Source organism: Delftia sp. PE138 (assembly GCF_018320755.1).
In the GTDB taxonomy this organism is placed as follows: Bacteria; Pseudomonadota; Gammaproteobacteria; order Burkholderiales; family Burkholderiaceae_C; genus Comamonas; species Comamonas tsuruhatensis.
Genome location: NZ_JABEPN010000007.1, coordinates 18,689 through 33,114, shown reverse-complemented (window position 1 = coordinate 33,114; position 14,426 = coordinate 18,689). Strand labels below are relative to the sequence as shown.

Sequence of the window (14,426 nt, the reverse complement as noted above, 5' to 3'; positions counted from 1 at the left end):
AAATGATAAGGTGATTTTAAAAATTCGTACTATTCTGATAGTCCTAATTTTATGAAGTGCTTGTTTAACGCCTGACATAACAAGTGATACTCATGCATACTCTCCGCTAAGGTGCTTAAATTTTCATTTCCTATGTGAGCTGTTATTAAGATATCCATTGCGATAAAATGGTTGCAATCATCGATTTTTGTTAAATCTGATACTAAAGAGGCGTCCAGGAATCGTATTTGATCAAGAAGCTTTCTTATTTGCCTTCTATTGCTTTCTTTGTAGTAATGGAAATACTGCATCCAACTTGCGTGTTCGCCAGTGTTGGGTGAAATAACTAGTGGTGCTGCTCCATAGGGGTGCAAATTGCTTAGTGCATTTTCTAGATGCTGTGCATCTAGATTTTCGGCATCCAGCATTACTCCGCTGTGTTGTGATATGTTACTTATCTGTGTTGAGCTGTCTATGACTATTTTGGTCGCGTGACTGGTTATATAAGGTTTTAGTATTTCATTGTCAGATTTCTCTTTTATGTGAACAACAAATAAGTAAAAAATGTAGCTTGCAACTATAGATGCTAATACACCCTCGAAAATCACGCCAATATCGTAGGCACCAGGAAACAGCTGAGGAAATTTGTTTAATATTAATATCTTAAAGCCAATTAGGAATAAAGCAGAGATAGTTAGAGTATTTGCCTCTTTGGATGCGGTTTTTATGAGTCTTTTGATTTGAGTGATATTCTTCATTTTTATAATGATCTAAGTGGATTTATCGTCAGTATTGTGAATGGAATACAGATTGTTGTCAGCCACTACAGTGGGCTATCGATGTGCGAGAAATCGTTGTCAGCTGTATAACAGCAAGACCGACTTTTAGCAAAGCCGTACCAAGCCTGCCACCCTGCCGTGATCCAAACCACGAAAGGACGCACACATGAGCTTGAACGACGACCACCTGCGCCTCCTGTCCGACGCCGAGCGCGATGCCATGGAAGCAGACGACAACGACTACGACCCCGAGGAAGACAACGCTGCAGCGCTGGCTGCTCTGGGGCGCGGCCCCCTCGATTCGGAAGAGGGAGAAGAGGGCGACGACGACGCGGCTGACGCGGGCAAGGGCAAGCCCGAGCCCAGCACGCCCACCGAACCCACGGACACCACCGCTGCGCCCGCTGCAGCGCCTGCAGCCGCTCCTGCTGCAGCACCCGCAGAACCCACCAATGCCACGCAGCCGACCGACGCGCCGGTACCGAATCCGCAGGCTGCCCAGCAGGCCGGCGGCTACCGAGCAGAGCTGCCCGCCGACTACGATGCCCAGGTGAAGGCCAACAAGGACGCCGTGGCCGCCGCCCGCGCCAAGTTCAATGAGGGCGAGCTGGAGCAGGCCGAGCTGGACGCGGAGCTGGACCGCCTGCAGGACGAGCGCGACCAGCTGCGCGACATGAAGACGCGCGCCACGGTGTCGGCCGAGATGCAGCAGCAGTCCACGCACCATGCCTGGACGGCCACCATCAACGGCTTCTTCGAGGAAGCGGCCAAGAGCGCAGAACTGGGCATCGTGGACTACCGCAAGGACGCGGCCAAGCAGGCAGACCTGGATGCCATGGTGCGCGCGCTGGGCGCGGCGCCCGGCAACGAGCACAAGCCCATGCGCTGGTTCCTGGAAGAAGGGCACCGCCGCGTGGTAGCTCTGCATGGCATTGCCACGACCAAGAAAACGGCGGACGTGCGGCGCAAGCCCGACGCCTCGGCAGTGGTCACCAACCTGGCCGAAGTGCCAGGCGGCGCGGGCGATGCCGACCCCGTGAGCGACGAGTTCGCCGAGCTGGACAAACTCACCGGCCTGGACTACGAGCGCGCACTGGGCCGCCTGTCTGAGGACAAGCGCGCGCAGTACCTGCGTTCGCTGTGAAGGAGCCCATGGCACAGACAACTGCATCGGTGCCCGACATGCGCCGCATCTTCATGGAGCTGCGCACGGGCGATGTGCTGGAGGTGGGCGGCGTCCGCATCCAGCTGGAATACAAGAAGGGGCAGGCCGCGCGCATGGTGATCGCGGCGGCGCCGGATACCTGCGTGCGAAAGATCGCAGCTGCCTCGCGGCCCGTACCAAGCCTGCCATCTTGAGGGCTGAACCATTTTTCAACCGGGGCGCTGGAGTGCTCGCTACCACACAGGAGCACTCCTATGGGCAAAACAGTGGTGGGCGTGAACAGCCCCCGCGCGGTCAAGCGCTTTTCCGGCGACCTGGCTCTCGATGTCTCGCAAGCCTCGTACTTCGGCAAGCGCTTTGCGGCCGTGGGCCAGGGCGCCAAGACGCCAATCCAACTTCTGACGGACCTGGAATCCGAAGCTGGTGACCTGGTCAGCTATGACCTGCTGGCCGAGTTGCGCATGGCGCCCGTCGAGGGCGACGATGTGCTGGAGGGCAAGGAAGAAGGGCAGCGTTTCTACACCGATGAGCTGTACATCGACCAGGCGCGTGGCGGCGTCAACACGGGCGGCCGCATGTCGCGCAAGCGCACGCTGCACGATCTGCGCATGCGCGCCAAGCAGCAGCAGGCCAACTGGTGGGGCCGCTTCCAGGACGAACTGACTTTCACCTACCTGTCCGGCTCGCGCGGCATCAATGCCAACTTCATCCTGCCGCTGGGCTACCAGGGCCGTGCCAAGAACCCGCTGACGGCGCCTACGCCCAACCAGCACCTGTTCGGCGGCGATGCCACGGCGGTGGCCAACCTGGATGCCACCGACAAGATGTCGCTGGCCGTGGTGGACCGTGCCCGCGTTCGCGCGGACAGCCAGGGCGGCGGCGCCACCAACATCCCCGTCATGCAGCCCTGCGTGGTCGATGGCGAGGAAGTGTTCGTCATGGTCATGCACACCTTCCAGGAAGACGACCTGCGCAAGGAAACCGGCACGGGCGGCTGGCTGGAACTGCAAAAGGCGGCGGCCGCTGCTGTGGGCTTCAAGTCGCCGCTGTTCAAGAGCGCGCTGGGCATGTACCGCAACGTGGTGCTGCACTCGCACCGCAACGTGATCCGCCACAACACCCACGGTGCCACGGGCGACCTGGAGACGGCGCGTGCGCTGTTCATGGGTGCGCAGGCCGGCGTGATGGCGTTTGGCTCGCCGGGCACGGGCATGCGCTACGGCTGGCATGAGGAAACCCGCGACAACGGCAACCAGGTCGTGATCACCACGTCGTCCATCTTCGGCGTCAAGAAGTCGGTCTTCGAGATCGAGGGCGAGAAGCAGGACCACGGCGTCTACGGCATCGACACGGCCGCTGCTTCGCGCTGATCCCCACCGAACGAAAGGAGTCATTCATGGCTTTCAAGCAACTCAGTGCCGTGGCCGCAGGCCATCAGGCACCCATCACCCCCGGCGGCTCCGAGCTGGTGCGCTCGCGCTTCGGCCAGCCCCTGGCCGTGGCCGACCACGCAATCGGCGCCCGTGGCGTCGTCGGCATCCTGCCCGCCGGCACTCTGCCCGTGTCCCTGTTCATCCGCGTGCCTGCCGCCCTGGGCGCGGGCTTCAAGGCCTCCATCGGCCTGGCGGATGCGGACGGCGACATCAGCACGGCAGCCGACGACGGCGGTGGTGCCTGGGTGACGGACAACGACGCGGGCGCGGCCGGCGGCTATGTGCACCTGGTGCCTGCAGCCTTTGCCAAGCTGGTGCCCAAGGACCAAGACCGCCACATCGTCCTGAAGGTCACAGGCGCGGGCACGGCCGCAGGCCTCTTCGCCCTGGATCTGATCTACACGAACGCCTGACAGCGTGTGCGCGCCCCGCAAGGGGCTTTTCCCCGGTGGCATCCGCTGCCGGGGCTTTTTGAACCACGGAAGAACCACCACCATGAAGCTGTTCACTTCGCTGCCCGCACGCAAGGACGGAACCCTGATCGTGCGCCTCAAGGGCGCCACCTATGTTTTCGAGGGCAAGCCTCTGACTTGCGAGGTCGAGAACGAGGCCCATGCCGAGCACCTGCGCGCCGGCAACTTCCAGACCGAAGAGGACTTCGAGGCCGAGCAGAAATTCCTGCGCCTGTCTGCCGAGCGCGAAGCCCGCCGCGCAGCCCAGGACGGCAAGGCCCCGTCCTCGCGCGGCACCTTCTCGCCCGGCGTGGGCCCGGACGATGACGACGACCTGGATGGCGGCACCGGCATGCCCCAGGAATCCGACTCGGCCCCCACCGGCCGCGTGCGCAAGGCCTCGCGCGCTTCCAACGTGACCGTCTGATCGCACCATGGCCAGCTGGGAGAACTGGATGCCTGAGCTGGTACTGGCTGCCCCGAAGGCGCCGGTACCGCTCATCCATATGGCGCTGAACCGCGCCGCGCGCACCTTCCTCAAGGCCACGCGCGCCTGGCAGGAATGGCTGGAGCCTGCCGACGTGACCGGCGAGGCCTTCGCCGAATACACCTTCGAGCTGCCCCAGGGCGCGGAGCTGCTGCGCCTGGAGCGCGCCACGCTGGCCGGGCGCCCGCTGGAGGTGGCCAAGGCTCGCGACCTGCCGGCCGATCCCTGGCAGCATGAGCTGCGCGGCAAGCTCTACCTGGTCACGACGAACCTGCGCGAATTCACTGTGCGCACGGGCAGTGTCGGCCGGCTGCAGGTCTACGCCTCGCTGATGCCGTCCCTGCGCGGCAACAGCGTGCCCGACGAGGTGGCCTCGCTCTACCATGAGGCGATCCGCGAAGGCGCCAAGGCCGAGCTGCTGGCCACCGAGGGCACGGACTACTACAAGCCCGACCAGGCCGGCGTGGCCCTGGCGTTCTTCCAGCGCGCCATGGATGACGCCACGGCCGACGTGTGGCGCTCCAACACCAGCCGCGGCTCGCGGGGGAGGGCGTCATGGCTTTGACCGTGGCCCAGCTGCTGGACGATGCAGCGCGCGACATGCAGGACAAGGGGCACATCCGCTGGACCCGCGCGGATCTGCTGGACTGGTTCAACGCCGCGCAGCGCGCCTTTGCCGAGCAGCGGCCGGACCAGATGGCCCAGCCGCGCGACCTGGTGCTGGCCGACGGGTGGCGGCAGGAGCTGCCGGCCGGCGTGCTCACGCTGATCGACATCACCAACAACGCCAACGCCACGCAGCGGCGCATCACCAAGACCGACCTGTGGGTGCTGGACGCCGTGGCCGGCGCCTGGCGCTCGGGCTCCCCGGGCCGAGAGGTGCAGCACTACATGCACGACCTGGGCACGCCGCAGGAATTCCTGGTCTACCCGCCCGTGGCCGCCGGCACCAAGGTGCGCGCCATGGTGGGTGTCGCGGCCGTGGACCTGGCCGACGAGAACGGGACGCCCTCGGTTCCTGAGCGCTGGATGGACGCGCTGCGGCACTTTGTGCTGTTCCGGGCCTGGTCCATCGATGCCGAGTTCGGCGGCAACGCGACCATCGCGGCGGCGCACCGTGCCCTCTACAACGAGGCGCTGGGCATTCAGGCCCAGGCAGCAGCAACGACGGCCGTGGCGCAGAAGTAAGCGCAAGAAATCCCCGGTGGTGACCAAGCCTGCCTATACTGCGGGCAATTTCCACTGGGGCGCTGGAGTGCTCGGAACCATAGGAGCCGATATGGCTGGTTTCTCGACCTCCCTCGCCAACGCGATCATCAGCGCCACGCTGCGCAAGCAGGCCTTCCCGGCCATCCGCAACACCTTCTTCGCCCTGTTCACGGCGGACCCCACCGACGCCTTCACCGCCGGCACCGAGGTGGCTGCACCGTGGTACCAGCGCGTGCCCACGGGCGCCTTTGCCGCGCCCAACAACGGCGCCACCTACAACGCCGTGCGCGCGGAGTTTCCGCCCGTCACGGGCGCCCAGGTCACGGTCACGCACATCGGAATCATGGAGGGTGACTCGGCCACCGATGGCACGGCCACGCTCATGTATTCCGAGCCGCTGCCCACGCCGCGCACGCTGCAGATCAACGACGTGTTCTTGGTGGACAGCCAGGCCCTTACAGGCGACTTCACGCTGCAGCTGCTGTAAGCCATGAACCGGGGAGCACTCAATGGCTTTGCGCTGAACGGGCGGGCCTCCGATCCCGTGGTGCGCATCCGCGTGGACGCCAAGGGCTATGCCCGCGTCCGCGTGGGCGGGAGAGTGCTCGCCTATGCCGTGGTCCACTCGGCACCAGCTGCTGCGCTGACCGGCCCGCTGGGCCGCGTGCATGCCAAGCTCTCGGCCGATTCCGTGGCGCGCGCAGCTGTCGAAGGCGTGCTGGGCCGGGTCCATGTGCGCAGCCTGCTGGCAGCCACGGGTCGCGCCATCATCAAGGTCACGCTGCCGCCCGTGCGCGGGCGTGTGGCCGTCCAGGCCCGGGCCAGCGCCACGGTCAACGCCCATGTGCAGGCACGCATTGGGGTGGACGCGATCGCGCGTGCCAGCTTCAAGCCCCAGGCGATCCTGCTGCGCCGCGGCCCCGTGCAATCCACGCCCACCGCCCGTGGCACAGCCGATGGCCGCATCTACGTGCGCCGCTGGCTGCGTTCGCCTGTGGACGGCAAGGGCCAGGCCTTTGTCGTCACGCAGGGGCGGGTCGAGGCGCGTCTGGCCGCGCTGGTCCAGGCCAAGGCTGCGATCACGGCCCGTGGGCAGCGCCTGGTGCGCGCGCCGCTGCAGGCCCAGGGCGTGGCCTTCATCGACATCGATCCCGCCGTGCACAAGCGCCTGCCCTTCGATGAGCAGGCGCCCGAATCCCGAACCTTCCTCGTGCCCGCAGGAATGACCACCTTCTACGTCACAGACCAGGGGCAAAGCATGTTCCGCACTTCCCCCATGCAGCCTGCAGACACGCAGGACTACGACATCGAGTTCGCCGACTGGTTTCCCCCAGGCGACGAGATTGTTTCCGTACAGCTCAAGGTGCAGCCGGCCATGCCCATGCCGCCGTCCTTTGCCTTCGTGGGCCAGCGCGTGAAGGTCTGGATCTACGCGGGCGGCCTGAGCGGCCAGAAGTACCAGATCAGCGTGGCCGCCACGACCAACGACGGCCGCACGAAAGAGGTGGAACTGATCGTTCCCATCAAGGAAAAATAGAAATGCCGCAGCTGTTCCTGAACAACTTCCAAACCCAGTTCATCGCCGACGTGCGCGCGGCGCCGCAGACAGGCGCCCCGGCCAGCGAGCTGGACTACGGCGTGCTGCGCGTGTCCGATGGCGCCGCCGGCACGCTGCTGAATCCTCCCGCCGGCGGCTGGTACGTGCTGACGGCCTACAAGCGCAACGGCTCCCTGGAAACCGATTACGAGATCCTGCGCGTCACCGCCGTGGACAACTCGGTGATTGGCGAATGCCGCCTGACGGTGCTGCGCGGCCAGGAAGGCACGGCGCCCCGTGCCTACAACTCGGGCGACTTGCTTGAGATGCGCATGACGGCGGGGGGTATGCGCGAGGTGGTGCAGACCACGGATGAGCGCATGTCGAATCCGCGTGCACCGACCGGCGCGGCCGGTGGCGTGCTGGCCGGTCAGTACCCGAACCCCACGTTTGCCCAACCCATGGCCACGGCGGCGGATCTGCAGGGCAAGGTGGACAAGGTGCCAGGCAAGGGCCTGAGCGCCAACGATTTCAGCGACGAGGCGGCGGCAAAGCTTGGCGGCGTGGCGACGGGTGCCACCAAGAACGCCACGGATGCACAGCTGCGCGACCGCAGTACGCACACAGGGACGCAGGCGATAGAAACTGTTGCCGGTCTGCAGGTGGCCCTGGATGCTGCAAGGCAGTTCAGCAATCTCACCGGCAAACCCACCACGGGGGCCGGCTACGGGATCACGGATGTGTTGACCAGCAAACCCATCTTGTTGGCCGCAGGCACAGATTTGAATTTGTTGCCTGATGAGAACAGGATCTATGACGGGTTCAATTTCAAGAACAGCCCGTGGGGTCCGGATATGTGGTGCTACGTGGAAACGAGGGCGCACACATCGCCTAACTACCAGTATCAGATTACCCGTCTACTGACAGAAGAAAGCCCGATTATGGAGCGCCGAAAAATGGGTGTTCTTGGGTTTGGGCCGTGGAGAATCCAGAGCGCATTTTCTGTGCAGCCAATATCCGCAGGAGGGACAGGGGCTGCAAGCGCAGTAGCTGCAAGGCAGAATCTATCCGTTCGGCAATACTCCCCTGTCGGCATGACGTTCTATGTTCGCGCTGATGGAAATGACAATAATACGGGTCTGGAGGATTCGGCTGCAGGGGCATTCAGAACCATTACTCGGGCTGTAAATTATGCGAGCCTAATTGATCGATCTACAGTTTGGACAATTATTAAGATTGGTCCGGGAAATTTTGCCGGGGTATCCATTGGAGCCTACTCGGGATTCAGCGGGAACATGACCTTTGAAGGGGCAGGTGCGGGAGTTACGAACGTGGAGGCGGTGGCTGGTGTATCCGCATTTTCGTTGGTCGCGTGCCGTGTCACGATCAAGAATTTGTCCCTTGTGGCTGCGCAAGGAAGCAGCAACACCTACCTTGTGGTCGCTGATCACAATTGCTTGCTTGATCTGTTTGATGTGACGTTTGGCGGTAACGGAGTGGTTCCCTATGTACTGCTTTATTCTGCAAATGGCGGAAATATCATTCTGGGGAATATCACAATCAATGGCACTTTTGGCTATGGCTTGTATGCCACCTACTATGGAAGAATATATGTAGCAAGTCAGAGAACGAATTTTGTGAATGCTGCTTGTCAGAACTATTTTATCAACGTTCTCACTAATTCAGCTGTGGCATGGGCTAATACGACTGTGACAGGGTCACTCGCAGGCTCAGGCGGTAAATATTACGCAATCGGTAATTCCACAATTAGCACGGGTGGTGCGGGTGCCAGTGCAATTCCTGGAGTAAATCCTGGTAGCTTGGTTTCTGGAGGACAATTGACATGAAAAACTCAATCTATCGACTGTCCCATGACAAACTGGTGCTTCGCAGCAATGTGGATGGCACTATTTCCACCATTGCGCTCACTGATACACCCGAGTTCCCCAACAGGAACCCGGACTACCTGGCCTACCTGGCCTGGTGCGCGGCAGGCAACGTGCCTGCGCCTGCGGACCCGCTGCCAGTACCCGTGCCCCAGGCCATCACCCGAGCCCAGGGCAAGGCGGCGCTGATCCAGGCGGGTCTGTGGCCGCAGGTGCAGGCCTTCATGGCCGGCATCGAAGATCCCAACGACAAGCTGCTGGCCGAGGTCGCTTGGAACGACACGGTGAACTGGGAGCGCAGTAGCCCATTCCTCGCGCGTGTCGCTGCGGAGTTGGGCCTGAGCGAGCAGCAGCTCGATGAGCTGTTCATCGCGGCAGCGGCCATCGTGCTGTAGCGGCCAGTCCGCGCTGGTGCCAAGCCTGCCAGCCTGCAGGCTATGACCACCTACAAGCTGTCAGCATTCCCGGGAGAGGCACCCAGCGTGTCCGATCGCGCGCTGGGCGCGAACTTCGCCCGGGAGCACTTCAATCTCTTCCTGCCCAGCTCCGAGTTCTGGCCGCTGGCCACCGACCGGCGCCACTCGGCATGCCTGGCCGGCACCCGCACGCTGCACCGCTTCGCGCGCGATGCCAGCGGCGCCGTGCAGCAGAGCCCGGCCGCGCCCATCCGCTCCTGGGCGCAGGAACTGTCCCTGGTCAAGGGCCAGATCAACGACGAGGCCACCGAGCGCACCTACCAGACCACCAACGACGGCAGCGCGGCGCCGCGTGCGCTGGACGTGCGCGGAAACGACCGGCTGCTGGGCGTGGTGCGCCCGGTCAAGCCCACGGTCACGCTGCAGGTGGTGGACGAGTTCACGACCGAGGAGGCCAAGACCTGGCTGTATGGCGACTTCGCCGAGCTGGTGCGCGCGGATCTGCTGGCCACGGTGATCCAGCACGAGGGCCACCAGGAGGCGATCCGCTGGGATGCCAATGGCAAGGCCTATGCCGGCGCCACGTCCAACTACGGCCTGTCCCTGTCTACCGCTGTGGGTGCGAGTGCCTGGGCTGGGAATCTCTATGCCGTGGTCTCGGCCGCCCGCGCCAAAGCCTGCGAGATGGATACCACGCGGCTGGGCGCCATCAGCACGGCCAGCGGCTGGGCCGTGCCGGTGGCGGCCATGCCCTACAGCTACCCGTTCCGCCGGCCCGCGCTGGTGGAGGCGCTGCAGCGGCACGAGTTTCCTGACACGGCCGGTGAGCGCTCCGGCGAAACCGTTCTCACGGCCGACCAGGCTGCCAAGCTGGCCGATCTGGTGGAGGCCTCGGTAGCGCCCGGCAGCAAATGCACGAACTGGCGCAGCGAGCTGGACAAGCTGCTCAAGGAGTTCGCGGACCTGGCCCTGTCCAAGTCCTGGGCCGGCGCGGGCACGGCACCCACCAAGCCCAGCGAGCCCAAGGTGGCCCAGTACCATTTCGACTCCGACAACAACGCCATCGAGCACCCGGACTGGGTGCAGTACCGGCGCGACCTGGAGGCGTATTACAAGGCCCTGGATGCCTACACCGACAGCAAGTCGGATGCCTCGGCCCAGGCGGCCAGCCTGAATGCCCGCATGGTGGAGATCCAGCAGCGCTGCGCCACCCTGGTGTCCAGCATCCAAACCCAGCTGGCCAGCCAGTACATCGCGGCCACGGGCGATACGGCCGTGATCGGCACCTGGCTGGACCAGTTGGGCGGCGTAGCCGACCTGGCCGGCAAGACTGTGGAGCGCGTGGTGGACTCGCGCTTCTACGTCGTGGCCTTTGTGACCGACTGGGGCGAGGAGTCCGAGCCGTCGCCCATCTCCGACATGCTGGAGGTGGACCAGAACGACACCGTGACCATCCAGCGGCCCCAGGCCATGACGGGCGAGCAGCATGCCGCGCGCCACGTTGTGAAGTGGCGCATCTACCGCAGCAACGCCTCGGCCGCAGCGGCGGCCTGGCAGCTGGTGCAGGAGCTGCAAATCTCCGTGGCCAGCTGCCTCGATGACAAGAAGGGCGAGGAGCTGGACAGCCTGCAGCCGCAGTTCACCTGGGCCGCGCCGCCGTACCGCATGGACAGCCAGTACGAGGGCGACAACAAGCCCAGCGTGGGCGCCAACCCCTACCTGCGCGGGCTCACGGGCATGCCCAACGGCATCATGGCCGGCTTCATCGACAACACCGTGGCGTTCTGCGAGCCCTACATCCCTTACGCCTGGCCCGTGGACTACCAGGTCACGACCGAGTGGCCCATCGTGGGCATGGCGGTGTTCGACCAGACGCTGTTCGTGGGCACGGCCGGCAATCCCTACTTCGTGACGGGCGCGCACTCGGCGCAGATGTCGGCAATCAAGCTCGACAGCAACCAGTCCTGCAGCGCGCGCCGCTCCATCGTGCCCGTGCAGGGCGGCGTGCTCTATGCCTCGCCCGATGGCCTGTGCCTGGCCAGCCCGGGCGGCGTGCAGGTGGTGACGCGGCAGCTGATCGCGCGCCAGGACTGGCAGCGCATGCAGCCATCCACCATGTTCGCGGCCGAGCACGAGGGCGTCTACTACCTGTTCTACGCCGGGGCCGGCGGCGGCTGCCTGGCGTTCAGCGCGCAGGACGGGGCCAAGCTCGGCCATACCGACCTGGGCGGCGCGGGTGTGACGGCGGTTTGGGTGGACCGCTTCAACGACCTCATGTACGTGGCGCGCGGCCAGGACATCCTGGAATGCTTCACGGGCGATGCCCTGCGCACGGCGCGCTGGCGCACAGGCCTGGCCACCCAGGGCCAGCAGCTGCCGCTGGCCTGGGCCAAGGTCTACGGCCTGCAGGACGCGCAGCACCCGATCACGCTGCGCCTGTGGGGCGACGGCCAGCTGCAGCACACGGCTCAGTTCACCGACCTGCAGCCGCAGCGCCTGCCGCCCGGGCGCTGGCTGGAGCACCAGGTGGAGATCGAGGGCGCGGCCCGCGTCACCAGCGTGGTGTTGTGCTCGACCACGGAGGAGCTGCGCAGCGTATGACCAACCGCAAGAAGATCGACACGGGCGCGGCCCGCCTGCCGGCCCTGGCCCGGGTCAACGTCCAGGACAAGGCCCTGTCCAACTGGATGCAGGCCGTGACCGAGCACCTGGAAGTGCGCTCCGGCGCCCGGGGCAACGAGTTCGAGCGCGGCGTGACCCTGCGCGAGCTGGTGGCCCTGCAGGGCTCGGTGCAGGGCGTCACCCAGCTGCTGGCCACCGACAAGACGCCGGGGGAGGGCGAGATCGTCATCGACCTGGGCGGCGGGCTGTCGGCCACCGTGGCCGTGGAGCGCTTCGCGCAATCAATCATCGAATCACGCCTGTTCAAGAGCCTGGCCAAGACCCTGGACGACCCCAGCCGCTTCGACCACCTGGCGCAGGAGATCCGCGACGAGCTGCTGCGCTCCATCGCCGACGAGGCCGCCAAGCGCGGCGCCGAGGTGCGCGAGCTGCAGACCGTGGTGCAGACCAACGAGCGCAGCCTGGCCATGGCCGTGCGCGAGGTCACTGCCAGCCTGCGCAACGCCAGCGCAGGCCTGCGCGCCACGCAGGCGGCGTTCGCGGACGGCCAGCGGGCCATGGCCACCAACGTGCTGCAGCTGCAGGCCTCCCTGGGCAACTACTACCAGGACGGCAAGCCGGGCCGCGCCATGCTGGAGCAGGAGATGACGGTGCTGGCCGGCTACAGCGAGGGGCTGCGCGCGCAGTACACGCTCAAGGTGCAGGCCGGCGGTGCCCTGGCCGGCTACGGCATCGCGGCCGAGGAGGTCAACGGCAAGACCTCCAGCGCCTTCATCATCATGGCCGACAAGTTCGCCATCGTCTCCCCCAGCTACAACGCCGGCCAGATGAGCACGCCGCGGCCCGAGGACGTGGTGTTCGGCGTCGATGGCGACGGCATCTACCTGCAGCGCAACGTCTACCTCAAGGGCAACATGCGCATCGACGGCCTGGGCAAGAAGCTCGTGGACGGGCTGCGCGGCTCGGTGCAGTTGGCGGCCAGCGGCAGCTTCTGGAGCGATGCCACCGCGCGCCAGGCTGTCTGGCAAGCCCTGGGCAACAGCGGCAGCGCGCCCAACACCAACCACCTGGTCGTGGGCGATGCCGTGACCATCAGCAACGGCGCCGGCTTCACGCAGACGCGCCACTGGATGGGCACGGCCTGGCTGATCCCGGCCGCCGTGCTCAACGGCGATCTGCTGGTGGACGGCACGGTGGCGGCGCGCAAGGTGGATACGCGCGGCCTCACCGTGCGCGACAACGCCGGCAACGTCATCCTGGACGCCAACGGCCTCGACGCGCAGTGGCTGCGCAATCTCAAGGCCGCCCAGGTCAATGGCCTGGGGCCGCTGGCCACCAAGGACAAGGCCCGCATTGGCGACACCGTGGCGTTTCCAGACGGCACGACGATGAACACCAGCGACTTCATCAACCGGCTGCAGCGCATCACGTCCAACAACATCGGCGTGTTCATGGACACGGCGGCCATCGGCACGGCCTATATCGGGCAGGCGGCCGTGGGCACGCTGCAGATCGCGGGCGGCTCGGTCACGTCCATGGCCAGCGGCTCGGGCGGCCAGGTCACGTTGTCAGGCGGGCAGTCTGTGGAGCTGTGCTCTGCATGGGTGAATAACGCAGACGGTGGCTCCGGCGTCGTGGTCATCGCCCTGGTCAACGCCATGCCAGTGAACAGCAATGGCAGCCTGAGCCTGACGCTGTACCGGGGCGGAATCGGCCTGCAATACACAGGCACGTCGATGCCCAACGGCTACCGGACGTCGGCCCACAACAGTTGTTTCGATGCCAACCCGCCCGCAGGCTGGACGCAGTACCGCCTGGTGGCCACGGCCGGGCCCGGCGAGACGGTCACGGTCTTCCTGTCCAACATCGTCGCCACAGGAGGCCGCCGATGATCCACTTCATCCAGATCGACGGCGCCGGCCGCATCGTGCGCTCGGGCAGCGCTCCGTGCCGCCACCTCAAGGATCTGCCTGGGGCGAACAGCAGCTTTCGCCGCGTGCCGCATCCGGTGCCGGACCCGAACGCCTTCTATTGGGACGGGTGCCTGGTGGCCGTGCCGGCGGCGCCCAGCTCGTTCCACCGCTTCGACGTGGCCAGCCGGTGCTGGATCCTCGACCTGGGCCTGGCCTGGTCCGCAGTGCGTGCGGAGCGGGACAGGCGCCTTGCCGCGTGCGACTGGGTGACGCTGCGCGCCCAGGAGACAGGCGAGCGCGTGCCGGTGCCCTGGCTGGCCTACCGGAAGGCCCTGCGCGACATCACCGACCAGCCCGACCCGCTGGGCATCACTTGGCCCGAAGCGCCAGACTGAGCCGTACCAAGCCTGCCATCGTTGAACTCATTGCAAAAAAGCGAAAGCCCCGCGCTGTTTGCTGCAGCCGGGGCTTTCTTGTTTCAACAACCTAGGTTCAGTAGGAAGTGACTCTGGATGAAGTTTACCTAGATGAATGTCACTAGACAACTC

General features: G+C 64.8%; 15 protein-coding genes. 14 read left to right on the top strand and 1 reads right to left on the bottom strand.

Annotated elements, in window-relative coordinates; translation table 11 throughout:
• Positions 1-29 precede the first annotated feature (29 nt).
• Complete coding sequence (locus tag HFGMBDPB_RS21675) at positions 30-737, bottom strand: hypothetical protein (RefSeq protein ID WP_212646219.1); 708 nt, start codon at positions 735-737, stop codon at positions 30-32.
• Between the two features lie 187 nt (positions 738-924).
• Here HFGMBDPB_RS21675 and HFGMBDPB_RS21670 point away from each other — a divergent pair, with 187 nt between their 5' ends.
• The 14 genes from HFGMBDPB_RS21670 to HFGMBDPB_RS21605 all read left to right on the top strand — a co-directional run bounded on the left by HFGMBDPB_RS21670 (position 925) and on the right by HFGMBDPB_RS21605 (position 14,273).
• The gene (locus tag HFGMBDPB_RS21670) at positions 925-1,902 is read left to right on the top strand and encodes a hypothetical protein (RefSeq protein WP_212646218.1); all 978 of its coding nucleotides are present in this window, start codon (positions 925-927) and stop codon (positions 1,900-1,902) included.
• A gap of 8 nt (positions 1,903-1,910) precedes the next feature.
• Complete coding sequence (locus HFGMBDPB_RS21665) at positions 1,911-2,117, top strand: hypothetical protein (protein ID WP_212646217.1); 207 nt, start codon at positions 1,911-1,913, stop codon at positions 2,115-2,117.
• A gap of 60 nt (positions 2,118-2,177) precedes the next feature.
• A complete protein-coding gene (locus tag HFGMBDPB_RS21660) occupies positions 2,178-3,293 on the top strand; it encodes a N4-gp56 family major capsid protein (protein WP_209803153.1) in 1,116 nt (371 codons plus the stop codon).
• Between the two features lie 26 nt (positions 3,294-3,319).
• Complete coding sequence (locus HFGMBDPB_RS21655; protein ID WP_212646216.1) at positions 3,320-3,769, top strand: hypothetical protein; 450 nt, start codon at positions 3,320-3,322, stop codon at positions 3,767-3,769.
• A gap of 82 nt (positions 3,770-3,851) precedes the next feature.
• The gene (locus HFGMBDPB_RS21650; protein ID WP_212646215.1) at positions 3,852-4,235 is read left to right on the top strand and encodes a hypothetical protein; all 384 of its coding nucleotides are present in this window, start codon (positions 3,852-3,854) and stop codon (positions 4,233-4,235) included.
• Between the two features lie 28 nt (positions 4,236-4,263).
• Positions 4,264-4,860 carry a hypothetical protein gene (locus tag HFGMBDPB_RS21645; RefSeq protein ID WP_212646214.1) on the top strand — a complete coding sequence of 199 codons (597 nt, stop codon included), beginning with the start codon at positions 4,264-4,266 and terminating at the stop codon, positions 4,858-4,860.
• Positions 4,851-5,483, top strand: a complete 633-nt coding sequence (locus tag HFGMBDPB_RS21640; protein WP_212646213.1) for a phage adaptor protein — start codon at positions 4,851-4,853, stop codon at positions 5,481-5,483. Before HFGMBDPB_RS21645 ends, HFGMBDPB_RS21640 begins: the two co-directional genes overlap by 10 nt.
• A gap of 91 nt (positions 5,484-5,574) precedes the next feature.
• Positions 5,575-5,991, top strand: a complete 417-nt coding sequence (locus tag HFGMBDPB_RS21635; RefSeq protein WP_047218288.1) for a phage tail fiber protein — start codon at positions 5,575-5,577, stop codon at positions 5,989-5,991.
• Between the two features lie 3 nt (positions 5,992-5,994).
• Positions 5,995-7,041, top strand: a complete 1,047-nt coding sequence (locus HFGMBDPB_RS21630) for a phage fiber-tail adaptor protein (protein WP_212646212.1) — start codon at positions 5,995-5,997, stop codon at positions 7,039-7,041.
• Positions 7,042-7,043: 2 nt separating this feature from the next.
• Positions 7,044-8,888, top strand: coding sequence for a pectinesterase (locus HFGMBDPB_RS21625; RefSeq protein WP_212646211.1), 1,845 nt, complete (start codon positions 7,044-7,046; stop codon positions 8,886-8,888).
• A complete protein-coding gene (locus tag HFGMBDPB_RS21620) occupies positions 8,885-9,322 on the top strand; it encodes a hypothetical protein (protein WP_212646210.1) in 438 nt (145 codons plus the stop codon). Before HFGMBDPB_RS21625 ends, HFGMBDPB_RS21620 begins: the two co-directional genes overlap by 4 nt.
• A gap of 42 nt (positions 9,323-9,364) precedes the next feature.
• Entirely contained in the window at positions 9,365-11,944 is a 2,580-nt protein-coding gene (locus HFGMBDPB_RS21615; protein WP_212646209.1) for a hypothetical protein, read from the top strand.
• A complete protein-coding gene (locus tag HFGMBDPB_RS21610) occupies positions 11,941-13,857 on the top strand; it encodes a phage tail tip fiber protein (RefSeq protein ID WP_212646208.1) in 1,917 nt (638 codons plus the stop codon). The genes HFGMBDPB_RS21615 and HFGMBDPB_RS21610 overlap by 4 nt, the downstream gene beginning before the upstream one ends.
• Positions 13,854-14,273 carry a tail fiber assembly protein gene (locus HFGMBDPB_RS21605; RefSeq protein ID WP_212646207.1) on the top strand — a complete coding sequence of 140 codons (420 nt, stop codon included), beginning with the start codon at positions 13,854-13,856 and terminating at the stop codon, positions 14,271-14,273. Before HFGMBDPB_RS21610 ends, HFGMBDPB_RS21605 begins: the two co-directional genes overlap by 4 nt.
• Positions 14,274-14,426: the final 153 nt, after the last annotated feature.

Bases quoted from the DNA above. Each gene is read 5' to 3' on its own strand.
- HFGMBDPB_RS21675 (WP_212646219.1), bottom strand. From the start codon at position 737: ATGAAGAATATCACTCAAATCAAAAGACTCATAAAAACCGCATCCAAA.
- HFGMBDPB_RS21670 (WP_212646218.1), top strand. From the start codon at position 925: ATGAGCTTGAACGACGACCACCTGCGCCTCCTGTCCGACGCCGAGCGC.
- HFGMBDPB_RS21665 (WP_212646217.1), top strand. From the start codon at position 1,911: ATGGCACAGACAACTGCATCGGTGCCCGACATGCGCCGCATCTTCATG.
- HFGMBDPB_RS21660 (WP_209803153.1), top strand. From the start codon at position 2,178: ATGGGCAAAACAGTGGTGGGCGTGAACAGCCCCCGCGCGGTCAAGCGC.
- HFGMBDPB_RS21655 (WP_212646216.1), top strand. From the start codon at position 3,320: ATGGCTTTCAAGCAACTCAGTGCCGTGGCCGCAGGCCATCAGGCACCC.
- HFGMBDPB_RS21650 (WP_212646215.1), top strand. From the start codon at position 3,852: ATGAAGCTGTTCACTTCGCTGCCCGCACGCAAGGACGGAACCCTGATC.
- HFGMBDPB_RS21645 (WP_212646214.1), top strand. From the start codon at position 4,264: ATGCCTGAGCTGGTACTGGCTGCCCCGAAGGCGCCGGTACCGCTCATC.
- HFGMBDPB_RS21640 (WP_212646213.1), top strand. From the start codon at position 4,851: ATGGCTTTGACCGTGGCCCAGCTGCTGGACGATGCAGCGCGCGACATG.
- HFGMBDPB_RS21635 (WP_047218288.1), top strand. From the start codon at position 5,575: ATGGCTGGTTTCTCGACCTCCCTCGCCAACGCGATCATCAGCGCCACG.
- HFGMBDPB_RS21630 (WP_212646212.1), top strand. From the start codon at position 5,995: ATGAACCGGGGAGCACTCAATGGCTTTGCGCTGAACGGGCGGGCCTCC.
- HFGMBDPB_RS21625 (WP_212646211.1), top strand. From the start codon at position 7,044: ATGCCGCAGCTGTTCCTGAACAACTTCCAAACCCAGTTCATCGCCGAC.
- HFGMBDPB_RS21620 (WP_212646210.1), top strand. From the start codon at position 8,885: ATGAAAAACTCAATCTATCGACTGTCCCATGACAAACTGGTGCTTCGC.
- HFGMBDPB_RS21615 (WP_212646209.1), top strand. From the start codon at position 9,365: ATGACCACCTACAAGCTGTCAGCATTCCCGGGAGAGGCACCCAGCGTG.
- HFGMBDPB_RS21610 (WP_212646208.1), top strand. From the start codon at position 11,941: ATGACCAACCGCAAGAAGATCGACACGGGCGCGGCCCGCCTGCCGGCC.
- HFGMBDPB_RS21605 (WP_212646207.1), top strand. From the start codon at position 13,854: ATGATCCACTTCATCCAGATCGACGGCGCCGGCCGCATCGTGCGCTCG.